Origin of the sequence: Caenispirillum bisanense (genome assembly GCF_039523075.1) — a bacterium.
Lineage (GTDB): Bacteria > Pseudomonadota > Alphaproteobacteria > Rhodospirillales > Rhodospirillaceae > Caenispirillum > Caenispirillum bisanense.
Map to the genome: position 1 here is coordinate 238,520 of NZ_BAAAEP010000001.1, position 19,074 is coordinate 257,593.

General features: G+C 66.8%; 18 protein-coding genes. 14 read left to right on the forward strand and 4 right to left on the reverse strand.

The window, feature by feature from the left end; genetic code table 11:
• Position 1: 1 nt before the first annotated feature.
• The 4 genes from ABD056_RS01140 to ABD056_RS01155 form a co-directional block, all read right to left on the reverse strand.
• The gene (locus ABD056_RS01140) at positions 2-754 is read right to left on the reverse strand and encodes a succinate dehydrogenase/fumarate reductase iron-sulfur subunit (protein ID WP_343863576.1); all 753 of its coding nucleotides are present in this window, start codon (positions 752-754) and stop codon (positions 2-4) included.
• Positions 751-2,511: a fumarate reductase (quinol) flavoprotein subunit gene (frdA, locus tag ABD056_RS01145; RefSeq protein ID WP_343863578.1), complete on the reverse strand. Its 1,761-nt coding sequence runs from the start codon at positions 2,509-2,511 to the stop codon at positions 751-753. Before frdA ends, ABD056_RS01140 begins: the two co-directional genes overlap by 4 nt.
• A 411-nt stretch (positions 2,512-2,922) precedes the next feature.
• Positions 2,923-3,768, reverse strand: a complete 846-nt coding sequence (rquA, locus tag ABD056_RS01150; RefSeq protein ID WP_343863580.1) for a rhodoquinone biosynthesis methyltransferase RquA — start codon at positions 3,766-3,768, stop codon at positions 2,923-2,925.
• Between the two features lie 2 nt (positions 3,769-3,770).
• Positions 3,771-4,268: a type II toxin-antitoxin system RatA family toxin gene (locus tag ABD056_RS01155; RefSeq protein ID WP_343863582.1), complete on the reverse strand. Its 498-nt coding sequence runs from the start codon at positions 4,266-4,268 to the stop codon at positions 3,771-3,773.
• A gap of 532 nt (positions 4,269-4,800) precedes the next feature.
• Between ABD056_RS01155 and ABD056_RS01160 the strand changes: the two genes are divergently transcribed.
• The 14 genes from ABD056_RS01160 (at position 4,801) to nuoN (ending at position 19,058) form a co-directional block, all read left to right on the forward strand.
• Positions 4,801-5,166: an NADH-quinone oxidoreductase subunit A gene (locus tag ABD056_RS01160; protein ID WP_343863584.1), complete on the forward strand. Its 366-nt coding sequence runs from the start codon at positions 4,801-4,803 to the stop codon at positions 5,164-5,166.
• A complete protein-coding gene (locus tag ABD056_RS01165; RefSeq protein WP_343863586.1) occupies positions 5,157-5,723 on the forward strand; it encodes a NuoB/complex I 20 kDa subunit family protein in 567 nt (188 codons plus the stop codon). The genes ABD056_RS01160 and ABD056_RS01165 overlap by 10 nt, the downstream gene beginning before the upstream one ends.
• A gap of 23 nt (positions 5,724-5,746) precedes the next feature.
• Positions 5,747-6,409, forward strand: coding sequence for an NADH-quinone oxidoreductase subunit C (locus tag ABD056_RS01170; RefSeq protein ID WP_343863588.1), 663 nt, complete (start codon positions 5,747-5,749; stop codon positions 6,407-6,409).
• 1 nt (position 6,410) lies between these two features.
• Entirely contained in the window at positions 6,411-7,589 is a 1,179-nt protein-coding gene (locus ABD056_RS01175) for an NADH-quinone oxidoreductase subunit D (protein WP_343863590.1), read from the forward strand.
• Entirely contained in the window at positions 7,586-8,209 is a 624-nt protein-coding gene (gene nuoE, locus ABD056_RS01180; RefSeq protein WP_343863592.1) for an NADH-quinone oxidoreductase subunit NuoE, read from the forward strand. Before ABD056_RS01175 ends, nuoE begins: the two co-directional genes overlap by 4 nt.
• The gene (nuoF, locus tag ABD056_RS01185; RefSeq protein WP_343863594.1) at positions 8,209-9,498 is read left to right on the forward strand and encodes an NADH-quinone oxidoreductase subunit NuoF; all 1,290 of its coding nucleotides are present in this window, start codon (positions 8,209-8,211) and stop codon (positions 9,496-9,498) included. Before nuoE ends, nuoF begins: the two co-directional genes overlap by 1 nt.
• Positions 9,499-9,518: 20 nt before the next feature.
• Positions 9,519-11,597: an NADH-quinone oxidoreductase subunit NuoG gene (gene nuoG, locus ABD056_RS01190; RefSeq protein WP_343863596.1), complete on the forward strand. Its 2,079-nt coding sequence runs from the start codon at positions 9,519-9,521 to the stop codon at positions 11,595-11,597.
• Positions 11,590-12,603: an NADH-quinone oxidoreductase subunit NuoH gene (nuoH, locus tag ABD056_RS01195; RefSeq protein ID WP_343863598.1), complete on the forward strand. Its 1,014-nt coding sequence runs from the start codon at positions 11,590-11,592 to the stop codon at positions 12,601-12,603. Before nuoG ends, nuoH begins: the two co-directional genes overlap by 8 nt.
• Before the next feature lie 19 nt (positions 12,604-12,622).
• Positions 12,623-13,111: an NADH-quinone oxidoreductase subunit NuoI gene (gene nuoI / locus ABD056_RS01200; protein WP_343863599.1), complete on the forward strand. Its 489-nt coding sequence runs from the start codon at positions 12,623-12,625 to the stop codon at positions 13,109-13,111.
• 101 nt (positions 13,112-13,212) lie between these two features.
• Positions 13,213-13,827 carry an NADH-quinone oxidoreductase subunit J gene (locus ABD056_RS01205; RefSeq protein ID WP_343863600.1) on the forward strand — a complete coding sequence of 205 codons (615 nt, stop codon included), beginning with the start codon at positions 13,213-13,215 and terminating at the stop codon, positions 13,825-13,827.
• Complete coding sequence (nuoK, locus tag ABD056_RS01210) at positions 13,827-14,135, forward strand: NADH-quinone oxidoreductase subunit NuoK (RefSeq protein ID WP_343863602.1); 309 nt, start codon at positions 13,827-13,829, stop codon at positions 14,133-14,135. Before ABD056_RS01205 ends, nuoK begins: the two co-directional genes overlap by 1 nt.
• 9 nt (positions 14,136-14,144) lie before the next feature.
• Positions 14,145-16,070, forward strand: coding sequence for an NADH-quinone oxidoreductase subunit L (nuoL, locus tag ABD056_RS01215; protein WP_343863604.1), 1,926 nt, complete (start codon positions 14,145-14,147; stop codon positions 16,068-16,070).
• A gap of 7 nt (positions 16,071-16,077) precedes the next feature.
• A complete protein-coding gene (locus ABD056_RS01220; RefSeq protein ID WP_343863606.1) occupies positions 16,078-17,592 on the forward strand; it encodes an NADH-quinone oxidoreductase subunit M in 1,515 nt (504 codons plus the stop codon).
• 17 nt (positions 17,593-17,609) lie between these two features.
• A complete protein-coding gene (gene nuoN / locus ABD056_RS01225; RefSeq protein WP_343863608.1) occupies positions 17,610-19,058 on the forward strand; it encodes an NADH-quinone oxidoreductase subunit NuoN in 1,449 nt (482 codons plus the stop codon).
• The last annotated feature ends 16 nt before the right edge of the window (positions 19,059-19,074 follow it).

Consider the following 19,074-nt stretch of genomic DNA (forward strand, 5'->3'; position numbering starts at 1 on the left):
GTCACTTGCCTCCCTTCTTGGGCATCAGCATGCCGAGGAAGAAATCGGTGGTCGCCGCGATCTTGCCCTGCTGGATGGCGGCGGCGGGGTCCACGTCCTTGGGGCAGACGACGGAACACTGGCCGACGAAGGTGCAGTCCCACACCCCGGCGTGGCTCGCCACCACGTCGCGGCGCTCGGCGGCCCCCTGGTCGCGGCTGTCCAGGTTGTAGCGGTGGGCCAGCGCCAGGGCGGCCGGGCCGATGAAGTCCTGGTTCAGGGCGTACTGCGGGCAGGCGGAGTAGCACAGCATGCAGTTGATGCACATGCTGAACTGGCGGTAGCGGGCGAGCTGCGCCGGCTGCTGGCGGTATTCCGTCTCGCCGGCCGCCACCTTGGCATCATCCTCGCGCACGATCCACGGCTTCACCGACTGCAGCTTGTCGACGAAGTCGTCCATGTCGACCACCAGGTCGCGCTCGATGGGGAAGGTGGCCAGCGGCTCCACCCGGATGCGGCTGCCGTAGTCGCGCACGAAGGCCTTGCAGGCCAGCTTGGGCTCGCCGTTCACCTGCATGCCGCACGAGCCGCAGACGGCCATGTGGCAGCTCCAGCGATAGCTCAGGGTGCCGTCGATGGTGTCCTTGATGTGGTTCAGCGCATCCAGCACCACCCAGTCTTCCTGGCAGGCGACGCGGTAGGTCTGGAAGGTGGGTTCGGGGTCGGTGTCCGGGCGGTAGCGCAGCACCTCGAATTCGATCATCCGTTCGGTCATTGGGCGGCTCCACCATAGACACGTTCGGCCGGCTGGGACTTGGTGATGACCACGTCCTTGTACTCGACGCGCGGCGGCGCGCCGCCGTCGCCGCGGATGGCGATGGAATGCTTCAGGTAGGTGACGTCGTCGCGCTTGGGGTGATCCAGGCGCTGGTGGGCGCCGCGGCTCTCCTTGCGGTCGAGGGCGGCGTGGGCCATGGCCTGCGCCACCTCCAGCATGTTGCCCAGCTCCAGGGCGTGCAGCAGCTCGGTGTTGAACACCTTGCTCTTGTCGGTGACGTGGACGCGCTTGTAGCGCTCGCGCAGGGCGGCCAGCTTGCCCACGGTCTCCAGCAGGGTGCTTTCGGTGCGGTAGATGCCGCAGCCGTCCTCCATGGTGGAGGTCATTTCCTTGCGCAGGCCGGCCAGGCTTTCGGTGCCGTGGCGCTCCTCCAGCAGGCCGGTGACGCGGGCGGCGAGGCTGTCGGCCAGGTGGGCGATGCTGGTTTCCGTCGCGCCGCGGCCGGCCTCGGCGCGCACGTAGCGGGCGGCGAACTCGCCGGCGCGGCGGCCGAACACCAGCAGCTCCGTCAGCGAGTTGGACCCCAGGCGGTTGGCGCCGTTGATGGACAGGCAGGAGGCCTCGCCGGCGGTGTAGAGGCCGGGCAGGGCGGTGGCGGTGTCGATGTCGCAGTCGATGCCGCCCATGGTGTAATGGACCACCGGCCGCACCGGCACCGGATCCTTCACCGGGTCGACGCCGACGTAGTTGGTGGCCAGCATGCGGACGAAGGGCAGGCGCTCGTTGATCTTCTTTTCGCCGAGGTGGCGCATGTCGAGGTAGACGACGTCGCCGTATGGCCCCTTGATGGTGCGGCCCTTCTGCTGCTCGTGCCAGAAGGCCTGGCTGAGGCGGTCGCGCGGCCCCAGCTCCATGGCCTTCTTGCGCGGCCACGGGTCGGCGGGGCCGAGGCCGTAGTCCTGCAGGTAGCGGTAGCCGTCCTTGTTGGTCAGGATGCCGCCCTCGCCGCGGCAGCCTTCCGTCAGCAGGATGCCGGTGCCGGGCAGGCCGGTCGGGTGGTACTGGACGAACTCCATGTCCTTCAGCGGCACGCCGGCGCGGTAGGCCATGGCCATGCCGTCGCCGGTCTTGATGGCGCCGTTGGTGGTGAAGGGGAAGACGCGGCCGGCGCCGCCGGTGCAGATGATCACCGCCTTGGCGACGAAGGCCACCATGCGGCCGGTGCGGATCTCGATGGCCAGCAGGCCGCGCACGCGTCCTTCGTCGACGATCAGGTCGACCGAGAAGAACTCGTCGTACCGCGTCACCTGCGGGTACTTCATGGAGGTCTGGAACAGGGTGTGCAGCAGGTGGAAGCCGGTCTTGTCCGCCGCGTAGCAGGTGCGTTCCACCTTCATGCCGCCGAACGGGCGCACGGCGATGCGGCCGTCGGCATCGCGGGAGAACGGGCAGCCCCAGTGCTCCAGCTGGTACATCTCGTGCGGGGCCTGGTTGACGAACAGCTCCACGATGTCCTGGTCGCACAGCCAGTCGCCGCCCGAGACGGTATCGAGGAAGTGGTTTTCGAGGCTGTCGTTTTCCTTGATGACGGCGGCGGCGCCGCCTTCGGCCGCCACGGTGTGGCTGCGCATGGGCAGAACCTTGCTCACCAGCGCGACGTCGAGGCCCGGATCGCTCTCGGCGACGGCAATGGCGGCACGCAGGCCGGCCCCGCCGGCGCCGATGATGGCGACGTCGGTCTTGATCACGTCCATGCACTCACCTCCGTTGGCATGCCTCGATCAGGGCAACCACCTTAGCAAAATGATGATCCGCTTGAACGCTTTCTCGCCCCTCGCAGGTCTGCATCACACAAATTTCATGGGTATTGGAAGCGACGGCGAGGGCGCTCCGCCGCCCCGCCGGGGGCTGCGCAACAGGGTGGCGGAGGGGGATCCCACCCGGAGGTGTGGGGCGTAGGCCCATACTGCCGGTGCGACCGGCCCCGGCGGGTGGGGAAGGGCGGCATCCGGCCGGCGGACGGGGCGCGCCCGGCGCCGGAGGGAGCCGCGGCGACCGTCGCCGAAGGGGCGGGGGCGGTGTCGGGTGGCGGTCGGGCAGGAGAGGGAGCGCGCCGGCCCGACTCGCCCCCAGAGGGGCGGGTCGCGGCGGCGGCTGCGGGCGCCTCAGGGGGCGCCGGTGGAGCGGCGGCGGGCGATCACCACCTGATAGAGGCCGCCGAACAGGGTGCGCTTGTCCCAGGTCCAGTCGTCGGCGGCGTCGGCGTAATCGCGCACCTCGCGCGTCCACAGGGCGCGGGCGAAGGGCTCCAGGCGGTTGAACACCACCGCCATGATCGGCTTCAGCGGATGCCAGCCGGCCGGGCGGTGATAGTCGACGAAGATCACCGGCCCGTCGTCGTGCACCGCCGCCAGCATGTTGTTGACGATGGCGCGCTTGTAGTCCTCCGGCACCTCGTGCAGCAGGAAGAAGCAGGTGACGGCGTCGTAGGGTCCCTTGCCGGGCACGGCGGCATCCTCGCGCCGCACGCTGGCATGGCGCACCCCCGCCAGCTTGCGGCGGGTGAGGGCGACCTGGATCGGGGCGATGTCGCAGACGTCCAGCTGCCCGTCGGGCCCCACCGCATCGGCCAGGCGCAGGGAGAAGTCGCCGTAGACGCAGGCCGGCTGGAGCACCCGCCACCCCGGCTGCATCTCCGCCGCCACGGTGCGGATCAGCCGGCGGGCGTTGCCCCACAGAATCGCCGACACCACCCACGGCTTGTCGAAGAAGCGGGTGCCGAAGCGGCTGAGGTAGGCCCAGGTATAGGTGTCGCGCAGGTAATCCGGCACCCCGCCGGCCTCCGCCGGTGCCGCCCCGGTCCGGCCGTCGCCGCGACCGGCGGCGGCAGTGGCGCTGGCCGCGGCGGCGGGGGAGAGCGGGTAGGGGCGGGAGGTGCCGAGGGGCTGGCGGGTATCGGCGACGCCGGCGTAGGGGTCGGTCAAGGCGACGGTCTCTCTCTGCCTGTCCATGCTCACGGCCTTTCGCCGTGGGCGGCTGCGGTGGCGGCCAGGGCGGCCGCCATGGCTGCCGCCTCGGGCGGCCCGTAGACGTGGCGGGCGCGTTCCTCGAAGGCATGCACCAGCCGCTCCGGGCTGTCGCCGGCCATGATCTGGCTGACGGCGCGCAGGGCGCGCGAGCGCAGCTCGAAGTCGACGGTCAGCTCAATATGGCACGCTCCCTCCGCCACCGGCATGAAACTCCAGAGAATCTGCAGGTGGTCGAAGGGCCCTTTGACGGCCGTCACGGTGATGCGTTGCGGCCGGTGCAGGTGGGTTTCGGTGATGAACTCCTCCCGCAGCGGGCCGAAGCGGATGATCTGGTCGGTCTGGTAGCCGTCCGGCAGCCGGCGGACGATGCGCGCCGCCGCCCAGTTGGGCACGAACTGCGGGTAGTGCTCCACATCGGCCACCAGGTCGAACAGCCGGTCGGGCGGGTAGGGGATGGTGCGGTTGACGGTGCGGGCTGGCATCGGAACAGGGGCCTCTCGGTCCGCTGGTTTCAGGGGGGACAGCCGCAGGGGCGACCCGCTGTGCTCGACGCGACGGGCCGCCGCAGCGGCTGCCCATGCGCACTTCCGAAAGGAGTACGCGGAGGCGTCGAAACGGGTTGATTTCGGCAGTGCAGAAAGTTGGTTGTCAACGGGCTTGTTCTCTTGACTTGAGTCAGGGCCGCGGATTAGATCACCGCATTCCGCGGGGGGTCCACCCGGTCGGGTGGTACTGGACACCGGCTGCCGACGCCCTATATGGGGGCCGGCGGGCGGGGACCGCGGCCGGTCTGAACAAGGCACGGAGGCGTTACGCGGTCAGCCCAAGCGCGGCGTTCCCGATTTCGACCCAGGTCGTCCTGACCGGGGTACATCCATCGGACAATCTCCGTCACGATCGACGCCCTACCCGCCTTTCCGGCTGGCGTCGCAAAGGACCGGATCCTATCACGCCGCGACAAAGCCCGCCGGGTACTCAGCCGCCGACAGAGTTGGGAGCGCAGGAGCGAACGCCATGGAGGATCTGCTCCGGGAATATCTGCCGATCCTGATTTTCATCGGGATCGCTATCGTCATTTCGGCGGTCGCCGTCGGCGCGTCCTATGTGGTCGCCCGCCAGCGTCCCGACGTCGAGAAGGACTCGGCCTACGAGTGCGGCTTCGAGGCCTTCGAGGACGCGCGCAACCGGTTCGAGGTCCGCTACTACCTGGTGGCGATCCTGTTCATCATCTTCGACCTGGAAATCGCCTTCCTGTTCCCCTGGGCCGTCACCCTCGGGGCGGTGGGCGAGTTTGCCTTCTGGTCGATGATGGTGTTCCTCGGCGTGCTGACCATCGGCTTTATCTATGAGTGGCGTAAGGGAGCCCTGGAATGGGAGTGAGCAACCACAGCGGCCCCGGTTTCTCCGGCCCCGCCGGCGTCGGCATTCCTCCCGGCGCCGATCAGGATGCCCTGATCAAGGGTGTGCAGCAGGAGTTGACCGAGAAGGGCTTCATCCTCTCCAGCGTCGATTCGCTGGTCAACTGGGCCCGCACGGGCAGCCTGTGGCCGATGACCTTCGGCCTGGCCTGCTGCGCGGTCGAGATGATCCACGCCTACATGCCGCGCTATGACCTGGACCGTTTCGGCGTCGTGCCGCGGCCGAGCCCGCGCCAGTCGGACGTGATGATCGTGGCCGGCACGCTGTGCAACAAGATGGCCCCCGCCCTGCGCAAGGTCTACGACCAGATGGCCGAGCCGCGCTGGGTGATCTCCATGGGCAGCTGCGCCAACGGCGGCGGCTACTATCACTACAGCTACTCCGTGGTGCGCGGCTGCGACCGCATCGTGCCCGTCGACGTCTACGTGCCCGGCTGTCCGCCGACCGCCGAGGCGCTCGTCTACGGCATCCTGCAGTTGCAGAAGAAGATCCAGCGCACCGGCTCGCTGCTGCGCTAAAAAGGCTGAGGACCGGCGAGGACATGATCCAGACGGACGAACAGATCCAGGCGCTGCGGGACCTCGGCGAATATGTCGCCGCGCAGTTCCCGCAGGACGTCGTGACCACCGAAGTGCAGAAGGGCGAGCTGATCGTCTCCGTGCTGCGCAGCGCCATCGTGAAGGTGCTGAGCTTCCTGCGCGACGACAGCAACTGCATGTTCAAGCAGCTGGTCGCCATCTGCGGCGTCGACTACCCCGAGCGCGAGGAGCGCTTCGAGGTGGTCTACGCCCTGCTGAGCATGAAGCACAACCAGCGCATCCGCGTGAAGGTCACGACCGACGAGGCGACCGCCGTTCCGACGGTGGTGCCGGTGTTCTCGACCGCCGGCTGGTTCGAGCGCGAGGTGTGGGACATGTACGGCGTGATCTTTGCCGAAAACCCCGACCTGCGCCGCATCCTCACCGACTACGGCTTCGAGGGGCACCCGCTGCGCAAGGACTTCCCGCTGACCGGCTATGTCGAGCTGCGCTACGACGACGAGCAGAAGCGGGTGGTCTACGAGCCGGTGAAGCTGGTGCAGGACTTCCGCTCGTGGGACTTCCTGTCGCCGTGGGAAGGCATGACCCACCCCTACGGTCTGCCGGGCGACGAGAAGGCGACCCAGCCGAACCAGGTGCAGCTGGGCGAGAAGGGGAAGAGCTGAAATGGCCGAAGCCGAGATCAAGAACCTCAACATCAACTTCGGTCCGCAGCACCCGGCGGCGCACGGCGTGCTGCGCCTGGTGCTTGAGCTGTCGGGCGAGCTGGTGGAGCGCGCCGATCCGCACGTCGGCCTGCTGCACCGCGGCACCGAGAAGCTGATCGAGTACAAGACCTACCTGCAGGCCGGCCCCTACTTCGACCGCCTGGACTATTGCTCGCCGCTGAACATGGAGCACTCCTGGGTGCTCGCGGTCGAGAAGCTGCTGGGCGTCGAGGTGCCGGAGCGGGCGAAGTTCATCCGCACGCTCTATGCGGAACTGACCCGCATCGGCAACCACATCCTCAACGTCACGTCCTACGCCATGGACGTCGGCGCCATGACCCCCATGCTGTGGGGCTTCGAGCAGCGCGAAAAGATCATGGAGTTCTACGACGCCGCCTCCGGCGCTCGTATGCACGCCAACTACTTCCGCCCCGGTGGTGTCGCCCTCGACCTGCCGGCCGGCCTGGAAGACGAGATCCGCCGCTGGGTGCCTGAATTCCGCGACTACATCCGTGACATGGAAACCATGATCACGGGCAACCGCATCTTCAAGCAGCGCACCGTCGACATCGGCGTGGTGACGCAGGCCCAGGCGCTGGACTGGGGCTTCACCGGTCCGAACCTGCGCGCCTGCGGCATCGCCTGGGACCTGCGCAAGGCGCAGCCCTACGACGCCTACGACATGATCGACTTCGACATTCCGGTGGGCAAGGTCGGCGACTGCTACGACCGCTATCTGGTCCGTGTCGAGGAAATGCGCCAGTCGCTCAACATCATCGAGCAGTGCCTGGACAAGATGAAGCCGGGCCCGGTGCGGGTGCAGAGCAACAAGGTCACTCCGCCGAAGCGGCCGGAAATGAAGAAGTCGATGGAATCGCTGATCCATCACTTCAAACTGTTCACCGAGGGCTTCCACGTGCCGCCGGGCGAGACCTACTTCGCCACCGAGGCGCCGAAGGGCGAGTTCGCGGTGTATCTGGTGGCCGACGGCACCAACCGTCCGTACCGCTGCTACATCCGGTCCCCCGGATTCGTCCACCTGCAGGCCATGGACATGATGGCCAAGGGACACATGCTGGCCGACATCCCCGCGATCATCGGCTCCATTGACGTCGTGTTCGGTGAGATCGATCGATGAGTGCAGCTGCCAACCAGGACTTCGAACAGCCGGCGACCTTCGCCTTCACCGACGAGTACATGGCGAAGGCCCAGGCCATCATCGCCAAGTACCCGCAGGGCCGGCAGCGTTCCGCCACCATGCCGCTGCTCGACCTCGCGCAGCGCCAGGAAGGCTGGGTGAGCAAGGCGGCGATGGATGCCATCGCCGAAATGCTGTCGCTGCCGCCGATCCGCGTGTACGAAGTGGCCACCTTCTACACCATGTACAAGCTGGCCCCGGTCGGTAAGCACCACATCGAGGTGTGCACCAACGTCGCCTGCATGCTGCGCGGCTCCGACGCCATCGTGTCGGCCTGCAGCGAGCATCTGGGCATCGGCGTCGGCGAGACCACCAAGGACGGCCAGTTCTCGCTGGCCGAGGCCGAGTGCCTGGGCGCCTGCGTCAATGCGCCGATGATCCAGATCGGCGATCACTATTACGAAGACCTCGACAAGGACAGCATGAAGGCGATCATCGACGCGCTGAAGCGCGGCGAGACGCCGAAGCCCGGTCCCCAGAACGGGCGGCATGCCTCCGAGCCGGCCGGTGGTCCGACCACTCTGACCACCATCGGCTCCAAGCCCGTGGGAGAAGGCTGATGCTGCGCGACCAGGATCGTATCTTCACGAACCTCTACGGCTTCCACGACTGGCGCCTTGCCGGTGCCCGCGCCCGCGGCGACTGGGACGGCACCAAGGCGCTGCTGGAGCGAGGCCGTGAGGCCATCATCAAGGAAGTGCAGGATTCGGGCCTGCGCGGCCGCGGTGGTGCCGGCTTCCCGACCGGCCTCAAGTGGTCGTTCATGCCGAAGGAAGTCGGCGAGCGGCCGCACTACCTCGTGGTCAACGCCGACGAGGGCGAGCCGGGCACCTGCAAGGACCGCGACCTCATGCGCCACGATCCGCACAAGCTGATCGAAGGCTGCCTGATCGCCTCCTTCGCCATGGGCGCCCACGCCTGCTATATCTACATCCGCGGCGAGTTCGTGCAGGAAGCCCTGCACCTGGAGCACGCCATCGCCGAAGCCCGTGAAGCCGGCCTGATCGGGCCGAACGCCTGCGGCTCCGGCTGGGACTTCGAGTGCTATGTCCACCGCGGCGCCGGCGCCTACATCTGCGGCGAGGAAACGGCGCTCATCAACTCGCTCGAAGGCAAGAAGGGCCAGCCGCGCCTGAAGCCGCCGTTCCCGGCCGGTGTCGGCCTGTACGGCTGCCCGACGACGGTGAACAACGTCGAGTCGATTGCCGTCGTGCCCACCATCCTGCGCCGCGGCGGCGCCTGGTTCGCCGGCCTCGGCCGGCCCAAGAACTCGGGCACCAAGGTGTTCTGCATTTCCGGCCACGTGAACAATCCGTGCAACGTGGAAGAGGAAATGGGCATCCCGCTGAAGGAGCTGATCGAGAAGCATGCCGGCGGCGTGCGCGGCGGCTGGGACAACCTGCTCGCCATCATCCCCGGCGGCTCGTCGGTGCCGGTGCTCGACAAGGCCACCTGCGACACCGTGCTGATGGACTTCGACTCCCTGCGCGACGTCGGCTCGGGCCTCGGCACCGCGGCGATCATGGTCATGGACAAGTCCACCGACCTGATCAAGATCATCGCCCGCCTGTCGCGCTTCTACATGCACGAAAGCTGCGGCCAGTGCACGCCGTGCCGCGAGGGCACCGGCTGGCTGTGGCGCGTGATGGAGCGCATGGCCCGCGGCGAGGCGAGCGTCGAGGAAATCGACATGCTGTTCGACGTGTCCAAGCAGATCGAAGGACACACCATCTGCGCCCTGGGTGACGCGGCCGCGTGGCCGGTCCAGGGTCTCATCCGGCGGTTCCGTCCGCTGATGGAGGCCCGCATCCTGGAACGCAACCGCGCCGCCGCCGGCGCCGCGGCCTGAACGAGGGGACGTGAGCTTCCATGCCTAAGCTGACGATCGACGGGATCGAGATCGAGGTCGAGCCGGGTACCACGATCCTTCAGGCCGCCGAGCGACTGGGGATCGAAATCCCGCGGTTCTGCTACCACGAGCGCCTGAGCATCGCCGGCAACTGCCGCATGTGCCTGGTGGAAGTGCAGCCGGGCCCGCCGAAGCCGGCGGCCTCCTGCGCCATGCCGGTGGCCGAGGGGATGACGGTGAAGACCAACAGCCCGATGGCGCTGAAGGCGCGCAAGGGCGTGATGGAATTCCTGCTCATCAACCATCCGCTCGACTGCCCGATCTGCGACCAGGGCGGCGAGTGCGACCTGCAGGACCAGGCGGTGGCCTTCGGCGCGGACAAGAGCCGCTATGCCGAGGCCAAGCGCGCCGTCACCGACAAGTACCTCGGTCCGCTGGTCAAGACCGAGATGACCCGCTGCATCCACTGCACCCGCTGCATCCGCTTCTCCACTGAAGTGGCCGGCGTGCCGGAGATGGGCGCGACGGGCCGTGGCGAGCACATGGAAGTCACCAACTACGTCGAGCAGGCCCTGCATACGGAACTGTCCGGCAACCTGGTCGACCTCTGCCCGGTGGGTGCGCTCACCAGCAAGCCGTACTCCTTCCACGCCCGCCCGTGGGAGCTGAAGAAGACCGAGAGCATCGACGTGTTCGATGCCGTCGGCTCGAACATCCGCATCGACAGCCGCGGTCCGCAGGTCATGCGCGTGCTGCCGCGCGTCAATGATGACGTGAATGAGGAGTGGATCTCCGACAAGGCCCGCCATGCCGTCGACGGCCTGCTGGCGCGCCGCCTCGACACTCCCTATGTGCGTGGCGCCGACGGCAAACTCAAGCCCGCGACCTGGGCGGAGGCGTTCAAGGCCATCGCCGACCGTCTGGCCGGCGTGCCGGGCAGCCGCATCGCCGCCATCGCCGGTGACATGGCCGACTGCGAGTCGATGATGGCGCTGAAGGACCTGATGACGGCCCTCGGCAGCCCGCACCTGGACTGCCGCCAGGACGGCATGCAGGTGGACCCGGCGGTGCGCGCCAGCTACCTGTTCAACTCCACCCTGGCCGGCATCGAAGATGCCGACGCCCTGCTCATCGTCGGCGCCAACCCGCGGTGGGAAGCGGCGGTGGTCAACGCCCGCATCCGCAAGCGCTGGCTGGCCGGCGGCTTCAAGGTGGCGCTGATCGGCCAGGCCGTCGACCTGACCTACGGCTATGAGCACCTGGGCACCGGCCCGGCCACCCTGCAGGATCTGGCGGACGGCAAGCTGCCGTTCCTCGACGTGCTGAAGGGCGCCCGCAAGCCGATGATCCTGATCGGGGCCGGCGCGCTCATCCGGGACGACGGCGCCGCCGTGCTGGGCGCCTGCCGCAAGCTGGCCGAGGCGGCCGGCGTGGTGTCGGCGGAGTGGAACGGCTTCAACGTGCTGCACACGGCGGCGTCGCGCGTCGGCGGCCTCGACCTCGGCTTCGCGCCGGGCGAGGGCGGTCTCGACACCCGCGGCATCGTCTCGGCCACCGCCAAGGGCGACATCGACGTGGTGTGGCTGCACGGCGCCGACGAGATCGCCGGCGAGCGCCTGGGCAGCAAGGCTTTCGTGGTCTACCAGGGCTCCCACGGCGACCGCGGCGCCCACCGCGCCGACGTCATCCTGCCGGGTGCCGCCTACACCGAGAAGAACGCCACCTACGTCAACACCGAGGGCCGCGTCCAGCGCACCCGCCTGGCCGTGTTCCCGCCCGGCGAGGCGCGCGAAGACTGGACCATCCTGCGGGCGCTGTCGGACGTGCTCGGCAAGACCCTGCCGTACAACTCGCTGGCTCAGCTGCGCGACCGCCTGGCGGCCGCCAACCCGGTGTTCGCGGCGGTGGACGCGGTGACGCCGGCGGAGTGGAAGAGCTTCGGCAGCGATGCGGCGATGAATGCCTCCAAGGCCTTCGCGCTGCCCATCGAGAACTTCTACATGACCGACCCGATCAGCCGCGCGTCGAAGACCATGGCTGAGTGCACGGACGTGTACATCAACGGCAACGACCAGAAGAAGACGGGGACCCATGACTGAGGTTTGGGAAGGCTACATCTGGCCGGGCGCGATCATCATCCTGCAGATCGTCGCCATTGTCCTGCCGCTGCTTCTGGCCGTGGCGTACCTCACCTATGCCGAGCGCAAGGTCATCGGCGCCATGCAGCTGCGCCGCGGCCCCAACGTGGTGGGCCCGTGGGGCCTGCTGCAGCCGCTGGCTGACGGCGCCAAGCTGTTCCTGAAGGAAACGGTGATCCCCACCGGTGCCAGCCGGGCGGTGTTCATCCTGGCGCCGATGCTGACCTTCATCCTGGCGCTGATCGGCTGGGCGGTGATCCCCTTCAACGAGGGCTGGGTGCTGGCCGACATCAACGTCGGCGTGCTGTACCTGTTCGCCATCTCGTCGCTGGGCGTCTACGGCATCATCATGGCCGGCTGGGCCTCGAACTCCAAGTACGCCTTCCTGGGCGGCATGCGGTCGAGCGCGCAGATGGTCTCCTACGAGGTGTCGATCGGCCTGATCATCATCTCGGTGCTGCTGTCGGCCGGGTCGCTGAACCTGTCGGACATCGTGCGGGCGCAGCAGGAAGGGATGTGGTACTTCATCCCCCACTTCCCGATGTTCGTGCTGTTCTTCATCTCGGCCCTGGCCGAGACCAACCGCCACCCGTTCGACCTGCCGGAAGCGGAAGCGGAACTGGTGAGCGGCTACAACGTCGAATATTCGGCCATGACCTTCGCCCTCTTCTTCCTGGGCGAATACGCCAACATGATCCTGATGAGCGGGATGGTGACCATCCTGTTCCTGGGCGGCTGGCTGCCCCCGTTCGAGGTGGCGCCGTTCACCTGGGTGCCGGGGATCGTGTGGTTCGCGCTGAAGATCGCGCTGTGCCTGTTCGTCTTCATCTGGGCCCGCGCCGCCTTCCCGCGCTATCGCTATGACCAGCTCATGCGGCTGGGTTGGAAGGTGTTCCTGCCGTTCTCCGGCATCTGGGTCGTGCTGACCGCCGGCGTGCTGCTGTTCACCGACAACCTGCCGAAGTGATCCGAGGAGTGTGACTGCGATGGGCTTCATCGACCGGACGGCACGCGCCTTCCTGCTGCTGGAAATGCTCCAGGGCATGGCGCTCTCGTTCAAGTACATGTTCAAGCCTCGGGTGACCATCAACTACCCGATGGAGAAGGGGCCGCTCAGCCCGCGCTTCCGCGGCGAGCACGCGCTGCGCCGTTACCCGAACGGCGAAGAGCGCTGCATCGCCTGCAAGCTGTGCGAGGCGATCTGCCCGGCGCTCGCCATCACCATCGAGGCCGAACCGCGCGAGGACGGCAGCCGCCGCACCTCCCGCTACGACATCGACATGACCAAGTGCATCTACTGCGGCTACTGCCAGGAAGCCTGCCCGGTGGACGCCATCGTGGAAGGTCCGAACTTCGAGTTCGCCACCGAAACCCGCGAGGAACTGCTCTACGACAAGGAGCGCCTGCTGGCCAACGGCGACCGCTGGGAGCCGGAGCTGGCCAAGCGCCTGGAACTGGACGCGCCGTATCGCTGAGGCCCGACACAGGGTCCAGCCGCCGGATGCACGAAAACAAAAGAGACGGGACTGATCATGGTTAAGGAGCGGGCTCCCGGAGCCGCCGGGAAGGGGGGTCGATGATTATCGCCACGTTTGCCTTCTATCTGTTTGCGGTTGTCGCGGTCATCAGCGCCGTGCTGGTGATCTTCGCCCGCAACCCCGTCCACTCGGTCTTGTGGCTCATCCTCGCGTTCTTCAACGCGGCGGGCCTGTTCGTCCTGCTGGGCGCCGAGTTCCTGGCCATGCTCCTGGTGGTGGTCTACGTGGGCGCCGTCGCGGTGCTGTTCCTGTTCGTGGTCATGATGCTCGACCTGAACACGCTGAACTTCCGCGAAGGCTTCCAGACCTACATGCCCATCGGCCTGGCCATCGGCGGCGTGCTGCTGGCGGAGCTGGTGATGGTGGGGGGCGGCTGGGCGCTAACGCCGGAGGTTCAGGCGCTGCGCGCCGTGCCGGTGGAGGACGCCTCGGGCCTGACCAACACCGAGGCGCTCGGCCACATCATCTATACGAACTACGTCTACTTCTTCCAGGCGTCGGGCGTGATCCTGCTGGTCGCCATGATCGGCGCCATCATGCTCACCCATCGCGACAGCCCGAACACCAAGCGGCAGAAGGTTGCCCGCCAGTTCGCGCGCCAGCCGTCCGATACGCTTGAAGTGAAGAAGGTTGAGTCGGGGAGGGGCATCTGATGGCCGTCGGACTCGGACATTACCTCACGGTCGCAGCGATCCTGTTCACGCTCGGCATCTTCGGTATCTTCCTGAACCGCAAGAACGTGATCATCATCCTGATGTCGGTGGAGCTGATGCTGCTCGCCGTCAACATCAACCTGGTCGCGTTCTCCGCCTTCCTGGGCGATCTGGCGGGCCAGGTGTTCACCATGTTCGTGCTCACCGTGGCGGCTGCGGAAGCGGCCATCGGCCTCGCGATCGTCGTGGTGTTCTATCGCAACCGCGGCTCGATCGAAGTCGAAGACATCAACCAGATGAAGGGCTAAGGGGCACCGATGTACGTCGCAGCCATCTTCCTGCCGCTTCTCGGCGCCATCATCGCCGGTTTCGGCCGCCACATCCTCGGCGACCGGGGGGCCCAGATCGTCACCGTCATGGGTGTCGGCATCGCGGCCATCCTCAGCGTCTTCATCTTCTTCGACGTCGCGATGGGCGACAACAAGCTGGTCGTGGTGGAACTGTTCACCTGGATCAGCTCCGGCGGCATGGACGCCAAGTGGGCCCTGCGCATCGATACCCTGACGGCGGTCATGCTGATCGTCGTCAACTGGGTGTCGTTCATGGTGCACGTGTACTCCATCGGGTACATGCACCACGATCCGTCGATTCCGCGCTTCCAGGCCTACCTGTCGTTCTTCACCTTCGCCATGCTGATGCTGGTGACGGCCGACAACCTGATCCAGCTGTTCTTCGGCTGGGAAGGGGTGGGTGTCGCCTCCTACCTGCTGATCGGTTTCTGGTACCACAAGCAGTCGGCCAATGCGGCGGCCATGAAGGCCTTCCTGGTCAACCGCGTGGGTGACTTCGGCTTTGCGCTCGGCATCGCCGGCGTGTTCTTCCTGTTCGGCACGGTGAACTTCACCGAGATCTTCGAGCGGGTGCCGGAATTCGCCGAGACCTCGGTGGTGTTCTTCGGCATCGAGTGGCACGCGCTGACCATCATCGCCATCCTTCTGTTCATCGGCGCCATGGGCAAGTCGGCCCAGCTCGGCCTGCACACCTGGCTGCCGGACGCCATGGAAGGCCCGACGCCGGTCTCCGCGCTGATCCACGCCGCCACCATGGTGACCGCCGGTGTGTTCATGGTCACCCGCATGTCGCCGCTGTTCGAGCTGGCGCCGACGGCCCTCATGCTGGTCACCATCATCGGTGCCCTGACGGCCTTCTTCGCCGCCACGGTCGGCTGCGTGCAGAACGACATCAAGCGCGTGATCGCCTACTCGACCTGCTCGCAGCTCGGGTACATGTTCTTCGCCATCGGCGTGTCGGCCTACCAGGCCGCCATCTTCCACCTGATGACCCACGCCTTCTTCAAGGCCCTGCTGTTCCTCGGCGCCGGCTCGGTGATCCACGCCATGTCCGACGAGCAGGACATCCGCAAGATGGGCGGCATCTGGAAGCATATCAAGCTCACCTACGCCATGATGTGGATCGGCTCCCTCGCGCTGGCCGGCGTGCCGTTCTTCGCCGGCTACTTCTCGAAGGACATGATCCTGGAAGCGGCCTATGGCGCCCACTCCGGCGTCGGCATGTTCGCCTTCTGGATCGGCATCGCCGCCGCCTTCATGACCGCCTTCTACTCCTGGCGCCTGCTCATCCTGGTGTTCCACGGCAAGCCGCGCGCCGATGAGTACGTCATGAGCCACATCCACGAGAGCCCGGCCGTCATGACCGTGCCGCTCATGGTGCTGGCGGTCGGTGCGGTGTTTGCCGGCTGGGTCGGCTACGACATGTTCGTCGGCGGCGACATGGTGGCCTTCTGGGGCGCGTCCATCGCCGAGAGCGGCTTCCGCGCCATCGAAGCGGCCCACCACGTCCCGGGCTGGGTGCCGCTGGCCCCGACCCTGGTCGGCGCCGCCGGTATCGCCATGGCCTACGTGTTCTACATGTTCGCTCCGGGCATCCCCAAGGCGCTGGCTTCGACCTTCGCCCCGGTGCACCGCTTCCTGCTGAACAAGTGGTACTTCGACGAGCTGTACGACTTCCTGTTCGTGCGGCCCACCTGGTACCTCGGCCGCGGCTTCTGGAAGTCGGGTGACGGTGCGCTCATCGACGGTGTCGGCCCCGACGGCATTGCCGCCGCGGCCAAGGGAGTGGCGCAGCGCCTGTCCAAGATGCAGTCGGGCTATGTGTTCCACTACGCCTTCTTCATGATCGCGGGGCTGTTCGCCTTCGTGACCTGGTACATGATCAAGGGATGACCCTGCGATGAGCGATCTGCCGCTTCTGACGATCATCACGTTCCTGCCGCTGGTCGGCGCCGGGTTCATCCTCTTCGTGCGCGGTCAGGAGGCCCAGGTGGCCGCCAACGCCCGCAACGTGGCGCTGCTGACCTCGCTGGCGACCTTCATCCTGTCGCTGTTCCTGTGGGTGGGCTTCGACCCGACCACCGCCGATTACCAGTTCGTCGAAAAGGCGGAGTGGCTGCCGGCATTCAACATCAGCTACAGCATGGGCATCGACGGCATCTCGCTGTTCTTCGTCCTGCTGTCGACCTTCCTGACGCCCATCTGCATCCTGTCGAGCTGGGAGGCGGTGACCAAGCGCGTGAAGGAATACATGATCGCCTTCCTGGTCCTGGAGACCATGATGGTGGGCATGTTCTGCGCGCTGGATGCCTTCCTGTTCTACATCTTCTTCGAAGCCGTGCTGATCCCGATGTTCATCATCATCGGTGTCTGGGGCGGCGCCCGCCGCGTCTATGCGGCGTTCAAGTTCTTCCTCTACACGCTGCTCGGCTCGGTGCTGATGCTGCTGGCCTTCCTGACCATGTACTTCCATGCCGGGACCAGCGACATCGCCACCCTGATGACCACCGACTTCGCCTACGGCATGCAGATCTGGCTGTGGCTGGCCATCTTCGCCTCCTTCGCGGTGAAGGTGCCCATGTGGCCGGTGCACACCTGGCTGCCGGACGCCCACGTCGAGGCGCCGACCGCCGGCTCCGTCATCCTGGCCGGCGTGCTGCTGAAGATGGGCGGCTACGGCTTCCTGCGCTTCTCGGTGCCCATGCTGCCGGAAGCGACGGAACTGTTCACGCCGCTGGTCTACACCCTGTCGGTGGTTGCCATCATCTACACCTCCATGGTGGCGCTGGTGCAGCAGGACATGAAGAAGATGATCGCCTACTCGTCCGTCGCCCACATGGGCATGGTGACGATCGGCATCTTCGCCATGACCCAGCAGGCCGTCGAAGGCGCCATCTTCCAGATGCTGTCGCACGGCATCGTGTCGGGCGCGCTGTTCCTCTGCGTCGGCGTCGTCTACGACCGCCTGCACACCCGCGACATCGAGCGCTACGGCGGCGTCGCCAACGTCATGCCGCGTTATGCGCTGGTGTTCATGGTGTTCATGATGGCCTCGGTCGGCCTGCCCGGCACCGCCGGCTTCGTCGGCGAGTTCCTGATCATCGTCGGCGTGTTCCAGGTCAACACCTGGGTGGCCCTGCTGGCCGCCACCGGTCTGATCCTGGGCGCCATGTACATGCTGTGGCTCTACCGCAAGATCATCTTCGGCAAGCTGGAGCGCGAGGACGTCAAGGCGATGCTCGATCTCAGCAAGCGCGAGATCGCCATCGTGGCGCCGCTGGTGGTGATGGTGCTGTGGATGGGCATCTACCCGTCCAGCTTCCTCGACCCCATGGCGGTGTCCGTCGAAAACCTGATCACCAAGTACCAGACGGCCCTCCAGGCCGCCGGCAGCCTGCCGCTGGCCGCGCGCTGAGGACGTGAGGGAGACGCATGACAATGACCTCGGCTCTTAACCTGAGCGCCTTCCTGCCGGAGCTGCTGCTGGCCGTCGCCGCCATGGCCCTGCTCATGTTCGGCGTGTTCAGCAAGGGGGACAGCACCCGCACCGTCGGCTGGCTGACGGTCGCGACCTTCGTCGTCGCCGCCGTGCTGGTGGTGACCGGCGAACCCGACCAGACGGCCTTCAACGGCGCGCTGATCTTCGACAGTTTCGCCGTGTTCTCCAAGGTGCTGATCCTGGCCGGTGCCGTCTTCACCCTCATCATGGCCCTGCAGTGGCTGGAGGCGGAGAAGCTCGGCCGGTTCGAGTATTCCATCGTCATCATGCTGGCGACGCTCGGCATGCTGATGATGGTCAGCGCCAACGACCTGATGTCGCTCTACGTCGGCCTGGAACTGCAGTCGCTGTCGGCCTACGTGATCGCCGCCTACAACCGCGACAACCTGCGGTCGACGGAAGCCGGCCTCAAGTACTTCGTGCTCGGCTCGGTCGCCTCCGGCCTGCTGCTGTTCGGCATGAGCTTCGTCTACGGCTTCTCCGGCACCACCAGCTTCGCCGGCATCGCCGAGCTGCTGTCGCACGGCCATGCCCCCACCGGCATGCTGGTCGGCCTGGTGTTCATGCTCGCCGGCCTGTCGTTCAAGGTGTCGGCGGCGCCCTTCCACATGTGGACGCCCGACGTCTATGAAGGCGCCCCCACTCCGGTCACCGGCTTCTTCGCCATCGCCCCCAAGGTGGCGGCGCTGGCGCTGATGGCCCGCGTGCTGCTCGGCCCCTTCGCCGAGATGGCGGACCAGTGGCAGCAGGTGGTGTGGCTGGTGGCGGTGCTGTCGATGTTCATCGGCTCCTTCGCCGCCATCACGCAGACCAACATCAAGCGCCTGATGGCCTATTCCTCCATCGGTCACGTCGGCTATGCGCTGATCGGCCTGACGGTGGCGGACCAGGAGGGCGTGCGCGGCATGCTCATCTACCTGGCTATCTACCTGTTCATGAACGTCGGCACCTTCGCCGTCATCCTGTCCATGCGCCAGAAGGGCCGCGCCACCGAGAACATCTCGGACCTGGCCGGCCTGTCGAAGACGCACCCGATGATGGCCCTGTGGCTGGCGGTGTTCATGTTCTCCATGGCCGGCATCCCGCCGCTGGCCGGTTTCTTCGGCAAGCTGTACGTCTTCCTGGCCGCCATTCAGGCCGAGATGTACGCGCTGGCGGTGATCGGCGTGCTCACCAGCGTGGTGTCCGCCTTCTACTACCTGCGCATCATCAAGGTGATGTACTTCGACGAGGCGCTGGAGCCCTTCGATCGTCCGAGCCGCGCCACCAGTGCCATCCTCGGCCTGTGCGGCCTGTTCGTGACGCTGTTCATCCTGTACCCGTCGCCGATCCTCGGCGCGGCCGAAGCGGCGGCGGCCTCGCTGTTCGCCGTCGGCGGCTGATCCCTGCGGCGGCGGC